The organism is uncultured Microbacterium sp. (assembly GCF_963524805.1).
Taxonomy (GTDB): domain Bacteria; phylum Actinomycetota; class Actinomycetes; order Actinomycetales; family Microbacteriaceae; genus Microbacterium.
Genome location: NZ_CAURGG010000002.1, coordinates 87340 through 102705, shown reverse-complemented (window position 1 = coordinate 102705; position 15366 = coordinate 87340). Strand labels below are relative to the sequence as shown.

The window sequence follows — 15366 nt, the reverse complement described above, 5'->3', positions numbered from 1 at the left end:
GCCCGCGCCCCTAGACTGGCGCGGTGTCGGATCAGCTGAGCCTGGGCCTGCTCGCGCTCATCCTCGGCATCGCGGTCGGCACCCTGGCTTTCCTCCCCTACGTCGCGATGAGCTACCGACGTCACGGACGGCTCACCGCAGGGCGGACGGGTCTCGCCTTCGCGCTGCTGGTGTACTTCCTCGCGATCTGGACCTACACGCTGCTGCCGCTGCCCGACCCCGACGAGATCCGCTGCACCACCCCGCAGCTGAACCCGTGGGTGCTCGTGGAAGACCTCGGCACCGCGGCGGCCAGCGGCAGCCCGCTGACGAACCCGGCGTTCCTGCAGATCGCGCTGAACGTGCTGCTGTTCCTGCCCCTCGGCTTCTTCGTGCGGCTCATCTGGCACCGCGGATGGGTCACCGCGACCCTCGTCGGCTTCGCGCTCTCGCTCCTGATCGAGACGACGCAGCTCACGGGCGTGTGGGGCATCTACCCGTGTGCGTATCGCCTCTTCGACGTCGAGGACCTGATCACCAACACCCTCGGTGCGCTGCTGGGCGGCATCCTGTCGCTGGCGATTCCGCTGCGCCTGCGCGCGCGTTCCGGCGAGGTCGACGATGCACGGGCGCCCCGACCGGTGAGCGCTGCGCGGCGTCTGGTGGGCATGACCTGCGACGTGCTCTCGGTCGTGCTGGGCTCTCTCGCCGTGGGCGTGATCCTGTCTTTGGTCGATTTCCTCATCACCGGCGGCGACGTCTCGGTCGACGCGGCGTTCTGGTATCAGCTCGCCGGCAACATGGTCCCGCTGGCGGTGACGCTGGCCTACATGCTGCTTCGTGGCCGCACGATCGGCAACGACGCCGTGCAGCTGCAGTACGTCGGAGCCCGGATGCCGGTCGTCTGGTCGCGGCTCGTGCGGTTCCTCGGCGGCATCGGCGGCTACCAGCTTCTCTCGCTGCTGCCCGATCCGTGGTCGCTGAGCGTCCCGGCGCTGGTGCTGGTCTCCTTCGTCCTGGTGTTCACGACGAAGGGCCACCGCGGACTGCCGGGTCTTCTCTCCGGTCAGCGCCTCGTGGACTCGCGCACACCGGTCAAAGCCGAGCGGGCGCTTGAGCGCGCCTAGCCCAGGAACTCCCTCGCCGCGACCACCAGCGCGTCCACTCCGCGCTCGAGCGAGGGGTGGATGACCGGCGCGAAGTACGGCGAGTGGTTCGTGGGGATGTCGCGGTCGATCGTTCCGCCGGCCTTCGCCTCGGCGAACTTCTGAGGATCGACGCCGCCCCAGAACCAGAACACGAGCGGCACACCGGCCTCTCGGGCGAACCACGACACGTCCTCGCTGCCGGTGAACATGCCCGGATCGATGACCGTGCCCTCGCCGAATGCGCTGTCGAAGGCGAGCGTGAGCCGTGCGGTGGCGTGAACGTCGTTGATCGTGGGCGGCAGCGAGTGGTCGACGGCGATCACGGGCTCCTCCTCGGCACCCGAGGCCTGCGCCTCGGCGCGGACGACCCTCTCCACCTTCTCGAGCACGCGCACGCGCGCTTCCTCATCGGGGTAGCGCAGGCTGAGCTCGAGCTTCGCCTCGGCCGGGATGATGTTGTTCTTCAGACCCGCGTGGATCGAGCCGACCGTCACGACGGCGACGTCGCGCGGGTCGACTTCGCGCGAGACGATCGTCTGCAGGCGCATCACGGTCGCGGCGGCCATCACGACCGGGTCGATCGTGGAGTGCGGGCGCGAGCCGTGGCCGCCGCGTCCGAGCAGCGTGACCGTGAGGCCGTCGGATGCCGCCATCTGCGTGCCCGGGCGCACGCCGATGGTTCCGGCCGGAAGCGGTGTGACGTGCTGGCCGAGCACGATGTCCGGCCGCGGAAAGCGGTCCAGCACGCCATCGGCGATCATCGCCTGCGAGCCGGCGCCGTATTCTTCGGCCGGCTGGAAGACGGCGACGACCGTTCCCGACCACTCCTCCTTCGCCGCGAGCAGCTGCTCGAGGGCGCCCAGCAGGCATGTGACGTGCAGGTCGTGACCGCACGCGTGCATCACGGGCACATCGGTGCCCGCCGGGTCGGTGCCCCGCGCGGTGCTCGCGTACTCGAGGCCGGTCAGCTCCTTCACCGGCAGCGCGTCCATGTCCGCGCGCAGCCAGACGACCGGCCCGTCGCCGTTGCGGATGACCCCCGCGACGCCCGTCTTGCCGATGCCCTCTTCGAACTCGATGCCCAGAGCGGAGAGGTGCTGCGTGACGACTCCCGCCGTCCGGGTCTCCTGGAAGGACAGTTCGGGATGCCGGTGCAGATCGATGTAGAGCGCTTCGAGGTCGATGGTCATGGCTCCGAGCCTAGCCGCGGGCGACCGTCGGCAACCGGGCGGGATGCCGCCTCAGGAGTCCAGCCGGGTGGTCGTGCCGCGCACGATCAGCTCGTACGGCAGGTGGCGCGGCTCTTCGCGCGCCACGCCCGCCGCCTTGGCCTCGAGCTCGTCGAGGATCGCGTCGGCCGCGCGCTCGCCCTGACCCATCGGAAACTGGTCCACGGTGGTGAGCCGGAAGAACTCGCCCAGCTCGTGACCGTCGATGCCGACGACCGACAGGTCCTCGGGCACCCGGTAGCCCAGCTCGCGAGCGGCCAGCAGGGCGCCGATGGCCATCTCGTCCGACGCGGCGAAGATCGCGGTCGGGTGCTCTCCCGGTCGCCCGAGCAGCTGCTTGGCGGCGCGGAACCCTCCCTCGATCGTGAAGTCGGCGGGCTCGTAGAGCGACGGCCGCGGCGGGATGCCGGCATCCCGCAGCGCCTGCTCGAAACCCTGTCGCCGGTGCGTCGGGATGTGGAAGTCGATGTCGAATTCGTGGCTCGCGCCGATGTGGGCGATGTCGCGGTGCCCGAGTCCGATGAGGTGCTCCGTCGCGAGCCGCGCGACCGCGGCGTCGTCGACCGTGAGGGTCGACAGGCGCGGATTCGGGCCTCCGATCGCGATGACGGGCAGGTCGAGTTCCCGCAGGCGCTCGGTCTCCTCCTCGCCCAGCTCGATCGAGATCGCGATGACCCCGTCGACCCGCTGGCGGCGCAGGAACGTCTCGAAGATGCTGCGGCGCTGCTCGCGGTCAGCGGTCAGGTTGTAGAGCGTGATGTCGTAGCCGCGCCGCATGAGTGCGGAGGCCGTGCCGCTGAGGACCGTGCTGAAGAACCACCGGTCCAGGAACGGCACGAGCACGCCGATGTTGCGCGTGCGCCCCGAGGCGAGGCTCGACGCCGACGACGACACGACGTATCCGAGGGTCTTCGCGGCCGTCTCGACGCGGACCCGGGTCGCATCGGAGACGTGCCCGCGTCCGCTGAGCGCGCGCGAGACGGTCGCCGTGGAGACGCCCGCATGGCGGGCGACCTCATCGATGCTGACCACGTCGTCCCCTTTCGCGCCCCCGGCGTCAGGCTTGCGCGGCCTCGAGCCAGACCGCCGTGTCGGCGGGCAGGATTCCGCCGACGAGCGGCTCGCTCGCCGCGATCACGTTACCGTGCGGCAGCGGAATCGATGCATCGCCGAGGTTGGCGATCACCGTGACATTCCCGTTTCGGAATGCGAGCACGTCGTCCGGGAACCCGTCGACCCACTCCAGCGCGCCCGTGCCGAGGGCGTGCGAACGCCGTTCGGCGAGCAGGGTGCGATAGAGCGCAAGCGTGGACTCCGGGTCGCTCTCCTGAACGTCGCGGGCGAGGCGCGCCCACGACGACGGCTGCGGCAGCCAGGATTCGCCCGTCGCGCTGAACCCGTAGGCCGGCTGCGAAGAGGACCACGGCACCGGCACCCGGCATCCGTCCCGTCCGTAGCGCTCGCCCGCGGTGCGGAACCACGTCGGATCCTGTCGCGCGGTGTCGGGCAGGTCCACGACTTCGGGGAGCCCCAGCTCCTCGCCCTGGTAGATGTAGGCCGAGCCCGGCAGCGCGAGCATGACGGCGGTCGCGGCGCGCGCGCGGCGCAAACCCAGATCGGCGATCGGCTTGCCGACCGAGTCGGGTCCGATGCCGTGCCCCTGCGGGTTCTCGGCCGTGAGCGCGAGCCGCGACGCGTGCCGGATGACGTCGTGATTGGACAGCACCCACGTGCTCGGGGCGCCGACGGCGGCGAACGCGCGCAGCGACTCATCGATCACCGCGCGCAGTTCGGCGGCATCCCACCCCGTCGTCAGGTACGGGAAGTTGAACGCCTGGTGCATCTCGTCGGAGCGCACCCACAGGGCCGTCTCGTCCGGCGTCGGGCGCCACGCCTCGGCGCAGAGGGCCCGATCGCCGTCGTATGCGGCGAGGATGCCGTGCCAGTCGCGGTACACGTCGTGAACGCCGGGCTGGCCCCAGTAGGGAACATCGGGTTCGTCGCCGCCCATCGAGTCTGCCTCGACGGGCGGGGTGTAGTCGGGCAGGCCGGCGGCCTTGATGAGGCCGTGCGCCACGTCGACGCGGAAGCCGTCGACACCGCGGTCGAGCCAGAAGCGCAGCACTCCGCGGAACAGCTCCCGCACGTCCTCGTTGGACCAGTCGAAATCGGGCTGCGACGCATCGAACAGGTGCAGGTACCACTGGCCGAGCGTGCCGTCCGCTTCCACGAGACGGGTCCATGCCGGTCCGCCGAACACGGACTCCCAGTTGTTGGGCGGCAGCTCGCCCGCGGTGCCTTTGCCGTCGCGGAAGAGGTAGCGAGCCCGCTCGCGGCTGCCGGGTGCCGCGGCGAGGGCGGCCTGGAACCACTCGTGCTGGTCGGAGGAGTGGTTGGGGACGAGGTCGACGATGATCCGGATGCCGCGGCCATGGGCCTCGGCCAGCATGACGTCGAAGTCCGCGAGCGTGCCGAAGAGCGGGTCCACGTCGCAGTAATCGGCGACGTCGTAGCCGGCATCCTTCTGGGGCGAGCGCTGGAAGGGGCTCAGCCAGATCGCATCCACGCCGAGATCGACCAGGTCGTCGAGGTGGGCGGTGACGCCGGGCAGATCGCCGATGCCGTCGCCCGAGCTGTCGGCGAAGGAGCGGGGGTAGATCTGGTAGATGACGGCACTGCACCACCACTCCGCTCCGGGGCGGGAAGTGAGGGCGAACGGGCGCTCGGCGGTGTCGGGCGAAGTCATCGTTCCAGGATACTGCAAGCGCTTGCATGCGCACGTTCGCCCGGTCTCCCGCGCTTCGTCCGTCACCTGTGCTCGCCCGAGGGGGGCCGCAGCGTACCGAGGTGACGGACGAAGCGCGGGACGGCGCGGCTAGGGTGGGCGCGTGGCTCCCCTCTCCGCCGTCGCTGCCGATCCCGATGCCCTCGCCGCGGCCGAGGCGCTGATCCGGGAGATCCCGGACTACCCCGAGCCCGGCATCCTGTTCCGCGACATCACGCCGCTGCTGGCGGATGCCGCGGCCCTGCGCACCGTGATCGATGCGCTGACCGCGCCGTTCGCCGGGGAGTTCGACGTGGTGGCCGGCGTGGAGGCACGCGGGTTCCTGCTCGCCGGGGCGGCCGCGATCGCCACCGGGACGGGCATGGTGCCGGTGCGCAAGGCCGGCAAGCTGCCGCGGCCGGCGGCATCCGTCTCGTACGCGCTCGAATACGGTGAGGCCACGATCGAGGTGCACGACGACCTCGCGCCGGGCACGCGCGTGCTGCTCGTGGATGACGTGCTCGCCACGGGCGGCACCCTGGAAGCCGCGCAGCGTCTGTTCGCCGACCTGGGCGTCGTGGTCATGGGCACGGCGGTGCTCATGGAGCTGCAGGGCCTGGGCGGCCGGGCGGTCGTCGGCGACGTGCACACCGTATTCGTGGCCTGACCGGTCAGGGGGCGCCGACCCGCTGTCCGCGCACGAAGACGCCGGTGATGGATGCCTCGCGCATGCCCATGAGCAGGGTGAACAGCTGCGACCTCACGCCGCCGTGCGCCGCCGCCTCGAGCGCGAGCGGGAAGCCGGGCTGGGCGGCGGGGTCCACGATCACGAAGTCCGCGTCCTTGCCGGCATCCAGATTGCCGAACAGCTGCTCCTGATCGAGCGCCCGCGCACCGGCGAGCGTGCCGAGGAAGAGCAGCTGCGCCGGGTCGATCGCGCTCGACCGGTCACCGGGCTCGCTCATGTGCACCTTGTAGCAGTCGTTGAGCACCCGGGGGATGAGCCACTCGTCGCCTGCTCCGATGTCGGTGCCCATCGCGATCGTGGTGCCGGAGGCGACGGTGCGCTGCCACGGCATCGTGCCGCTCCCGAGGAACAGCTGCGACGTCGGGCAGTGCGCGATCGACGATCCGGTCTCGGCGAGCCGGTGCAGCTCGCGGTCGGTGCAGTGCACCGCATGGGCGAGGATCGACCGCCGCCCCAGGAGGGTCTCGCCGCTGGTGAGAGACCCCGGCAGGCATCGTCCGTCGTACGTGTCGAGATACGCCTCGACCCCGTACTGCTCGCGCACGGCCGCGATCTCGCCGTCACCCGGCCGGTCGTTCTCGTTCAGGTGCGAGTGGAAGTAGACCCCCTCGCCGCGCACCTCGGCGTACAGATCGCCGAGCCGGTTCAGGGTCTCGGGCGTCACCGCCAGGCTGAAGCGCGGGATGACCGCCACCTGCGCGAGAGCGCTGCGCGCGTCGGATGCCGGTCCGGCGGCATCCCTTCCGTGCCAGCGTGCGATCTCCTCACGCGCGAGCCCGATCGCGGCATCCTCGCTCGTCAGAAGGGCGGCCGCGCTGCCCGGACCCACCGTCTGGATCCCCCGCCCGCTCACGACGCGGAGGCCGGCATCCAGTGTTCGCGTGAAGAGAGCGTCCTGCGCCTCCGGGAACGCCGAGCCGAACACCAGGGCGGCGGTCGTTCCGGCCGACACGCGTCGCCGCACGAACTCGACCGCGACGAGGTCGGCGAATCCGGGATCGGCGAGGCGGGATTCCGCGGGGAAGACGCACCGCTCGAGCCACTCGAGCAGTTCGCCGCCGCCGAATTCGTCGGTGGCCAGCGTCTGGGGGAAGTGCACGTGCGTGTCGACGAAGCCTGGCAGCAGGTACGCCTCGGTGAGGACGACCTCGTCGCGGACGAGGGATGCCGGCAGGTCGCTCCACGCCCCGGCGAAGGCGATGCGACCCGCCGAATCGACCGCGAGCGCGCCGTCCGGTTCCGAGACGAGCGCGTCGCCCGCGCCCTCGAGCGACGGGCTGCCGGAGATGTGGAGCACGTGACCCCGATAGACCGTCACATGTCTCCTCTGGGGCGGTGCGGCCCGGTGCAGGTGCTGCGGGCCCGCTGCTGAGTCTTCGAGTCGAGCGTTGCGGGCCTGTAACAGCGTCGTTAAGTCTGCGGAACGCTTGGCCCGTGGCCTGGCGGTCCGGTTCCCGGCGAGCATAGTCTGCCCGCAAGCAACGGGGCGGTCCGTCGCCGGCGCCGCCCCCTCGACCAGGGAGTGAGCACATGGCCACCACCGAAGCGACCGATCGCAAGGCGGCGAAGGCCGCGAGACGTCACGCCAACACCGTCGACACGGTTCCGCCGCTGGGCCGGCTGTTCCCCCTGGGCCTGCAGCACGTGCTCGCGATGTACGCGGGGGCGGTCGCCGTGCCGCTCATCGTCGGCGGTGCGCTCGGCTACTCCGCGCAGGACCTCGCCTTCCTCATCAGCGCGGATCTGTTCGTCGCCGGCGTCGCCACCATCATCCAGTCGGTCGGCTTCTGGCGGTTCGGCGTGCGGCTGCCGCTCATGCAGGGCGTGACCTTCGCCGCCGTCGGTCCGATGATCGCGATCGGGCAGAGCGAAGGCATCCAGGCGGTGTTCGGCGCCACGATCGCGTGCGGCCTGTTCATGATCGTCGTCGCCCCGTTCTTCTCGCACCTGCTGCGCTTCTTCCCGCCGATCGTCACGGGCACGGTGATCCTGATCATCGGGCTCTCGCTCATGCGCGTGGCAGCCGGCTGGATCGTCGACGGGTCGGCCGAGGGGGCGCCGCCGATCAACGTGGCCTTCGCCTTCGGGACGCTGCTGCTGATCATTCTGATCGAGCGGTTCGCCCCGCCGGCGCTGCAGCGGGTGTCGATCCTGCTCGGGCTCGTACTCGGCACGATCGCCGCCGTGTTCGTGCCCGGGATGGTGGACTGGTCGAACGTGGGCGATGCCGCCTGGTTCGCCCTCATCACGCAGTTCCACTTCGGCCTCCCGACGTTCCAGGTGGCCTCCATCGTGTCGATGATCATCGTCGGCCTGGTCATCATGACCGAGACGACCGGTGACATGATCGCCGTGGGCGAGATCGTCGAGAAGCCGGTGTCGCGTCGCCAGCTGGCCGACGGCCTGCGCGCCGACGGGCTGGGCACCGTCATCGGCGGCGTGTTCAACACCTTCCCGTACACCGCCTTCGCCCAGAACGTGGGGCTGGTCTCGCTCACGGGCGTGCGCTCGCGGTGGGTCGCGACCGCGGCGGGCGTCATCCTCGTCGTTCTCGGACTGATCCCGAAGGTCTCCGCGATCGTCGAGGGCGTTCCCAGCGCCGTGCTCGGCGGCGCCGGCATCGCGCTGTTCGGCATGGTGGCGGCATCCGGGATCCGAACCCTCACGAAGGTGAGGTTCAACAACAAGAACGTGCTGATCGTGGCGATCTCGGTCGGCGTCGCGCTGCTGCCCACCGTCGCGCCGACGATCTACGACCAGTTCCCGCAGTGGTTCACGCTCATCTTCGACTCCGGCATCAGCGCCGGCGCGATCACGGCGATCCTGCTCAATCTGCTGCTGAACACCGATCAGATGCGCGAGGCTCGGCGCACGGACCCCGCGATGGGCGCCTCCGATGCCGTACGAGGGCCGGCCGCCGCGGCGCTGGTGCATCCGGATGCCGAGGGCACGGGTCTGATTCCCACCCAGGTGCTCTCCGACGAGCTGGCCGCCGAGCAGACCGGCGACGGGATGCCGGTCGACGTGTCGCGGATCCGTGACGAGGACCCGAACCCGCGCGCCTGAGGTGAGGACTTCTCGGATCGGCAAAGCTGCGGTGCACGTGCCCGAACGCCGTGACACCGCAGAACTGCCCACGTCCGAGCGGAGTCGGAGGCAGCGCACCGCCCTCTGACCGCACGACGGCGGGGAGCCCGGGCGACCGGTCGGTCCCGGGCCCCGCCGTCGTCAACGGCCCTTCCGTGAGACGCCAACTGCAGGTCGAGACTGCGGGCGAACCCCACAGTCTCGACCTGCAGATGCAGTCTCGCGGGGAAGGTGCGGGTCAGACGAAGGCGGGCAGGTCGCTCCAGGCCTCGGGGGCGGGAGCGGCGCCGTCGCGGGTGATCGTGCCCTCGATCAGGCCGTACGGGCGGTCGGCGGCGTAGAAGACCTCGCCCGGGTTGTCGAGCCCGAAGGGCGACAGATCCGACAGGAAGTGATGCCTGTTCGGCATCGCGAACCGCACCTCGGCGATCTCGGGGCGCGCTTGGATCGCCGCCTTGCCCATCGCGAACAGCGTCTGCTGCAGCGCGAGCGAGTGCACGGTGGCGAAGGTCGACAGCAGCACCGCAGAGACCTCGGCGTACAGGCCGTTGTAGTCGATGCCCGCCTCGACGGCCTCGGGGAGGAACCGCCACCGCCCGGTCACCGAGGTCGCCATGATCCGGTCGTCGGTCTCGACGAGCGTCGTGTACCGGTCGCGGGGGAAGCCGGCGAACGCGCTGCCGGTGGACTTGAGCACCGTGAGGTCCTTCACGCCGCCGGTCACATGCGTGGCGCCGTCGATCACCTGCACGGCCGCCAGGCGCGTCCCCTGCCCCCGACGCACGAAGGAGTGGTCGTGCGGCTGCCCGTCGACGAGGATGCGCTCCCACTCGTACTGCTCGGCCTGCCAGAGGCCGCCCTCGATCCAGTCGAACTCGCTCACGAAGTGCTCGGAGAGCCTGAGCAGGTACTCCTCGGGCGCGCGCACCCCGTACTGCTTGGCGAACGCGAACGCGGTGTTCTTCTGCGTGTCCGTCGCGACGACCAGGGAGTTGTCGCCGGTCAGGTACGAGTCCAGCAGGGCGGCCCCGCGCAGCTGCGAGCTGACGTTCAGGTCGACGATCTCGTGCCGGGGACTGTCGCGGTAGATCCGCACGACGCGGTTCTCCGCCTTGCCGTACTTGTTGGCGCCCAGGCTGACGGACACGTCACTCATGGCTAGCTCCCTCGATAGGTCGAATAGGCGAACGGGCTGAGCAGCAGCGGCACGTGCAGGTGCCGGTCCGGTTCTTCGACGCTGAAGGTCACGGTCACAAGGGGATAGAACGTCGGGATGCCGCGGTCGGCGAACCACGCTCCGGTGCCGAACGTGAGCGCGTACATGCCCGCCTCGAGGTGCTCGGGTCCGAGCGCGAGTCTGCCGTCGGGGTCGGTGAAGCCCTGTGCGACCGGATCCGTGCCGCCGCCGGGGAGGTGACGGGCCAGCGAGACGACCATGTTCGGCGCCGGCTGTCCGGTCGCGGCATCCAGGACGTGGGTGGTGAGGTGGCTCATGAGCCGATCCTTCCGCCCGCAGCCCCGGCGGGGAAGTCGGCGGTCACCGACGCGCGCAGCCGCAGGATCGCGATCTCGGCGAGCTGACCGAGAGCCTCGGCGACCTCTGCGTCGTCGTCGTTGCCGAGGCGACGTCGCAGCTCGGCCAGGATCTGCTCCGGGGTGCGCCCTGCCGCGCGGATCAGGAACACCCGGCCGAACCGCTCCTCGTACGCGGTGTTGCCGGCGGCGATCCGGGCGGTCACGCCGGCGCCGGCATCCGTCATCGACGCCTGCTCGCGTCGGGATGCCGCGGCCTCGGCCCCCGCACCGACCGGGCGCTGGCCGATGCGCGGGTGGCGGGCGAGCGCCGCATCGAGATCTGCGACGCTCCACGCGTCGGCCAGAGCTGCGGCGTGCGCGGTGAGCGCATCGGTCGAGGCGTACGGCCGCGCCGCGACGACGGCATCCACCCAATCCGGCACGGCGGCCCACACGCGGACCACGGATGCCGCGGACGCGGCATCCGCGCGGTTGAACTCGTCCAGCAGCATGGCGCCACGCTAAACCCTGCGCGTTTCACCGCGGTTACGGCACGGAGACCCGGTGCGCATGCGAGCGGAGTAACACGCGGGAAACGCGGGACGCTTAGCGTGAACTCCGAGGACAGGAGGATCACGGTGGCGGAGAGGCTTCTCGTCGTGCGCGCCGGACGGACCTTCATCGACGGTGCGTTCCGTCCGGCGGCGGTCGTGGTGCAGGACGGGCTGGTCGTGGACGTCGTCGGCGTGCGCGATCGGGTGATCGCCTCCACGGTGCTCGTGCCCGACGACGCCGTGCTGCTGCCGGGCCTGGTCGACTCGCACGTGCATGTGAACGAGCCGGGGCGCACCGAGTGGGAGGGCTTCCGCTCGGCGACCCTCGCGGCGGCGGCGGGCGGGGTGACGACGCTGGTCGACATGCCGCTCAATTCGCTGCCCCCGACCACGACTGCCGAGGCGCTGGAGATCAAGCGAGCCGCGGCGGCGGCATCCGCCTACGTCGACGTCGGATTCTGGGGCGGTGCCGTGCCCGAGAATCTCGGTGCGCTCGGGCCGCTGAACGACGCCGGCGTGTTCGGGTTCAAGTGCTTCCTGTCGCCGTCGGGAGTCGACGAGTTCCCGCACCTGTCGCGCCCGCAGCTCCTGGATGCGATGCAGGAGGTCGCCGCCCTCGGATCGCGCCTGATCGTGCACGCGGAGGATCCGGCCCTGCTGGGCGACGACGGCGCGCTCGGGCGCGGCTACGACGCCTTCCTCGCCTCGCGCCCGCCGGCGAGCGAGGCCTCGGCGATCGACGCGGTGATCGACGCCGCCCGCCGCACCGGCGCCCGCGCGCACATCCTGCACCTGAGCGACGCGCATTCGCTTCCGGCGATCCGCGCCGCGAAGGCCGACGGCGTCGCGCTGACGGTCGAGACCTGTCCGCACTACCTGACGATCGTCGCCGAGGAGATCCCCGACGGGGCGAGCGAGTTCAAATGCTGCCCGCCGATCCGGGAGAGCGGCAATCGCGACCTGCTGTGGGCCGGGATCGTCGACGGCACGATCGACGCCGTCGTGAGCGACCACTCCCCGTCGACGATCGACCTCAAGCGCTCGGGCGGGGGCGATTTCGGACTGGCCTGGGGTGGGATCGCGGGGCTGCAGGTGGGGCTGTCGGCCGTGTGGACCGAGGCGCGCAGCCGCGGCATCCCGCTGGAGAGGATCCTGCCGCTGTTCACGACCGGCCCGGCGTCGGTGGCCGGCCTGCGGGGCGCGGGCGTGATCGAGCCCGGAGCGCCCGCACACCTGACCGTGTTCGGCCTCGACGACCCTTTCGTGATCGACGCGTCGAAGCTGCTGCACAAGAACCCCATCACCGCCTACGACCACCGTGTGCTCAGCGGCAGGATCCGCCGCACCTGGTTGCACGGCCGGCCGATCTACGACGTCACCGACGGCGGCCCCGGCGACGCGCCCCGGTTCCGCGGGAAGCCGCGCGGTCGGCTGCTCTCGGCGCGGGTGACGGGCTGATGCAGTTGGATGGGGGCATGCCGACCGACTTCGAGATCCTGCAGCCGGGTGTCGGGGACATCCCCGGCGATCACTACCTGCGCTCGACGCCCGAGACGGTGCTGTGGGGACGGCTGCCCTGTGCGACGGATGCCGCGGCCCTCCGCATCCGGTCGGGTGAGTCGGTGACGATCGACACCGTGAGTCACGAAGGGATCCTGGAAGACCACGGCAAGGACCCGCTCGGGTACTTCACCGCGGAGGGGGTCGCCGCGGCGGCCGTTCTCGAGGACGCGATCTCGATCGCCGCCCAGCTGTCACGCGACCCCGCCGCCGACGGACCGCACATCGTGACCGGGCCGATCTTCGTCGACGGCGCCCAGCCGGGCGATCTGCTCCGGATCACGGTCGAGAAGCTCGCGCCCCGGGTGCCGTACGGCGTGATCTCCAACCGACACGGAAAGGGCGCCCTGGTGGGCGAGCTTCCGCGGGGGGACTACCGCGTGAGCGTGTTCACTCCGGTGCAGGAGCGATCCGGGAGGCTTTTCGGTCTGCTGCCGGTGGCGAACGGCGCAGAGCCCGTGATCGCGTTTCCGCTCGCGCCGTTCCTGGGCACGATGGGCGTCGCCGTCTCGGGCGACCAGCGCCCGCACTCGGTGCCCCCCGGTGCGCACGGCGGCAACATCGACATCAACCTGCTCGTCGAGGGGACCGCGCTCTACCTCCCGGTGCAGGTCGCGGGGGCGCTCGCATACGTCGGGGACCCGCATTTCGCGCAGGGCGACGGCGAGGTCGCGCTCACCGCGCTGGAGGCCTCACTGCGGGCGACGCTGCGCTTCGATGTGATCCCGCGCGCCGAGGCGCTCGCGGAGTTCGGCGAGATCACCGGTCCCCTGGTGCGGACACCGGAGTTCCTGGTCCCGACGGGACTGGACCCCGATCTGAACGAGGCGATGCGCCGCTGCGTGCGCGCGGCGCTCAACCTCATCGAGGCGCGCTGGGGCGTGCAGGAGCACCTGGCCTACGCTTACCTGAGCGCGGCGACCGATTTCGACATCTCGCAGGTGGTCGACATCGTGTGCGGAGTGCACGCGCGCATCCGCGAGTCGGACTTCGCCGGGGTGGACCGCTCGCGCGCCGTGACGGGATCAGGGGATGTCACCGGCGCAGGCGTTCTCGGCCGGAGTACTCCTGCCCCCGTGACATCCCCTGATCCGATGACAGCAAGCGCGGCATCCGATGCCTGACATCCCCGGCGCCGAATCCGTGCCGGCCAATCTGCTCGCGGCCTTCACCGCGTACGAGAGCGCGATCATGGCGAACGACCTCGACGTGCTCGACGCGGCGTTCGCCCCCGGCGACAGCACGATGCGGGGGGATGCCGCCGGCCTGCTCGTCGGACACGAGGCGATCAGCGCCTTCCGCGGGGTGCGCGGCGGCGTGCCGCCCCGGGTTATCGAGCGCATCGAGCACCGCGAGCTCGCCCCCGATGTCGCGCTGCTGGTCTCGGTGTCGCGCTTCGCCGGCGGCGGCACCGGCCTGCAGACCCAGGTGTGGGAGCGCATCGACGACCGCTGGCTCATCACCGCGGCCCATGTCACTCCCCGCGCTCAGGCTCTGGACCGCTCCGTCTGGCGCGCGGTCGGCGACCCGCTCTGGCAGGGCGCCTGGGAGGGCGCGCTCGCGGGCCTGACGGTCGCGGTGAAGGACCTCTTCGCGATCAAGGGCTATCGCATCGGCGCCGGCAACCCGACGTTCCTGGCGGGCGCGCGGGCGGAGACGACGACCGCCGCCGCCGTGATGGACCTCCTGCGCGGAGGGGCGTCGCTGCGCGGCATCGCCCGCACCGACGAGTTCGCGTACAGCATCGCCGGCGACAACGCGCACTACGGCACCCCGCCCAACGGGGCGCTGCCGGGCGCGCTGCCGGGCGGATCCTCGAGCGGTCCGGCATCCGCGGTCGCGACCGGCCAGGCCGAGGTCGGCCTGGCGACCGACACCGCAGGATCGGTGCGCGTACCCGCGTCGTATCAGGGACTCTGGGGCCTGCGAACGACCCACGGTCTCGTGCCGCGGCAGGGGCTGCTGCCGCTCGCCCAGTCGTTCGACACGGTCGGCTGGCTCACCCGCGACGGCGCGACGCTGCAGCGCGTCGCGGACTGGTGCCTGAGCTACGACGGCTCGGCATCCACCGAGAACGTGTACGGCGAGTCCGATGACGACCTGCCGTGGCGGTTCGTCGTGCCGATCGAGGTGCTCGCGGCGGTGGAGCCGGACACGCGGGCGGCGTTCGATGCGTTCGTGCGCAGCCTGACCTCGTCGACGGATGCCGCTCCCGTCGAGACCGTGTCGATCGGCGATCTGGACGAGTACCTCGTGCCCTTCCGCACGGTGCAGGGCGCTGAGGCGTGGCGGAACAACGGGGAGTGGGTGAGCGCCCACCCCGGGGCGCTCGGCCCGGCCGTGGCGGAGCGCTTCCGCGCGGCATCCCTCATCACGCAGGACGAGGAGGCTGCCGCTCGCCGCCTTCTGGAACCCCTCGCCGCGCGTATGCACGGCCTGGTCGCCGGTGCCGTGCTGCTCATGCCGACCGTTCCCGGCCCGGCGCCCCTGCGCACCGCCGTGGGTGAGCGCGTCGACGCCGTGCGTGCAGCGACCCTGCGCATGACCACCCCAGCCGCGATCGCGGGGCTGCCGTCCCTCTCGGCTCCGCTGCTGACGGTGGATTCGACCCTCGGCCCCGCACCCGTCGGGGTCTGTGTCACCTCGCGCTCCGGGACGGACATCGCCCTGGTGCGTCTGGCCCGGCGCCTGGAGGCAGCGCTGTGATCTCGTCTACCCGGCCCCGCACGCAGGAGACCCCGTGACCCATATCCCCGGGCCGATCGCCCCCCCGCCCCGCCTG

Annotated in this window: 13 protein-coding genes; 6 read left to right on the top strand and 7 right to left on the bottom strand. The window is 71.2% G+C overall.

Features of this window, described 5'->3' with window-relative positions; genetic code table 11:
* Window positions 1-23: 23 nt before the first annotated feature.
* The gene (locus RWQ91_RS04835) at window positions 24-1106 is read left to right on the top strand and encodes a VanZ family protein (protein ID WP_314503090.1); all 1083 of its coding nucleotides are present in this window, start codon (window positions 24-26) and stop codon (window positions 1104-1106) included.
* Here RWQ91_RS04835 and RWQ91_RS04830 read toward each other — a convergent pair.
* The 3 genes from RWQ91_RS04830 to RWQ91_RS04820 are packed head-to-tail and all read right to left on the bottom strand — an operon-like array spanning window position 1103 to window position 5102.
* Entirely contained in the window at window positions 1103-2317 is a 1215-nt protein-coding gene (locus tag RWQ91_RS04830) for an amidohydrolase (protein ID WP_314503088.1), read from the bottom strand. The genes RWQ91_RS04835 and RWQ91_RS04830 overlap by 4 nt on opposite strands.
* A gap of 51 nt (window positions 2318-2368) precedes the next feature.
* Complete coding sequence (locus RWQ91_RS04825) at window positions 2369-3388, bottom strand: LacI family DNA-binding transcriptional regulator (protein WP_314503086.1); 1020 nt, start codon at window positions 3386-3388, stop codon at window positions 2369-2371.
* Between the two features lie 25 nt (window positions 3389-3413).
* On the bottom strand, window positions 3414-5102 hold the full coding sequence (locus RWQ91_RS04820; RefSeq protein ID WP_314503084.1) for a glycoside hydrolase family 13 protein: 1689 nt from the start codon (window positions 5100-5102) through the stop codon (window positions 3414-3416).
* A gap of 142 nt (window positions 5103-5244) precedes the next feature.
* On the opposite strand from RWQ91_RS04820, the gene RWQ91_RS04815 reads away from it, so the two are divergent.
* Complete coding sequence (locus RWQ91_RS04815) at window positions 5245-5787, top strand: adenine phosphoribosyltransferase (protein WP_314503082.1); 543 nt, start codon at window positions 5245-5247, stop codon at window positions 5785-5787.
* Window positions 5788-5791: 4 nt separating this feature from the next.
* Here the strand turns inward: RWQ91_RS04815 and RWQ91_RS04810 are convergent, their stop codons facing one another.
* A complete protein-coding gene (locus RWQ91_RS04810) occupies window positions 5792-7186 on the bottom strand; it encodes an amidohydrolase family protein (protein ID WP_314503080.1) in 1395 nt (464 codons plus the stop codon).
* A gap of 212 nt (window positions 7187-7398) precedes the next feature.
* On the opposite strand from RWQ91_RS04810, the gene RWQ91_RS04805 reads away from it, so the two are divergent.
* Window positions 7399-8934 carry a nucleobase:cation symporter-2 family protein gene (locus RWQ91_RS04805; RefSeq protein ID WP_314503078.1) on the top strand — a complete coding sequence of 512 codons (1536 nt, stop codon included), beginning with the start codon at window positions 7399-7401 and terminating at the stop codon, window positions 8932-8934.
* Window positions 8935-9193: 259 nt separating this feature from the next.
* On the opposite strand, the gene pucL is transcribed toward RWQ91_RS04805, so the two are convergent.
* From pucL to uraD, 3 genes are read right to left on the bottom strand one after another with little or no spacing between them, the layout of a single operon-like run.
* A complete protein-coding gene (gene pucL, locus RWQ91_RS04800; RefSeq protein WP_314503077.1) occupies window positions 9194-10111 on the bottom strand; it encodes a factor-independent urate hydroxylase in 918 nt (305 codons plus the stop codon).
* 2 nt (window positions 10112-10113) lie between these two features.
* A complete protein-coding gene (gene uraH / locus RWQ91_RS04795; RefSeq protein WP_314503074.1) occupies window positions 10114-10449 on the bottom strand; it encodes a hydroxyisourate hydrolase in 336 nt (111 codons plus the stop codon).
* Window positions 10446-10982 (bottom strand): 2-oxo-4-hydroxy-4-carboxy-5-ureidoimidazoline decarboxylase, encoded by a 537-nt coding sequence (uraD, locus tag RWQ91_RS04790; RefSeq protein ID WP_314503072.1) that lies wholly within the window; start codon window positions 10980-10982, stop codon window positions 10446-10448. The genes uraH and uraD overlap by 4 nt, the downstream gene beginning before the upstream one ends.
* 126 nt (window positions 10983-11108) lie before the next feature.
* Between uraD and allB the strand changes: the two genes are divergently transcribed.
* The 3 genes from allB to RWQ91_RS04775 are packed head-to-tail and all read left to right on the top strand — an operon-like array spanning window position 11109 to window position 15290.
* A complete protein-coding gene (gene allB, locus RWQ91_RS04785) occupies window positions 11109-12482 on the top strand; it encodes an allantoinase AllB (RefSeq protein ID WP_314503071.1) in 1374 nt (457 codons plus the stop codon).
* A 17-nt stretch (window positions 12483-12499) separates the two neighbouring features.
* On the top strand, window positions 12500-13708 hold the full coding sequence (locus tag RWQ91_RS04780) for an acetamidase/formamidase family protein (protein WP_314503070.1): 1209 nt from the start codon (window positions 12500-12502) through the stop codon (window positions 13706-13708).
* The gene (locus tag RWQ91_RS04775; protein WP_314503068.1) at window positions 13701-15290 is read left to right on the top strand and encodes an AtzH-like domain-containing protein; all 1590 of its coding nucleotides are present in this window, start codon (window positions 13701-13703) and stop codon (window positions 15288-15290) included. The genes RWQ91_RS04780 and RWQ91_RS04775 overlap by 8 nt, the downstream gene beginning before the upstream one ends.
* The last annotated feature ends 76 nt before the right edge of the window (window positions 15291-15366 follow it).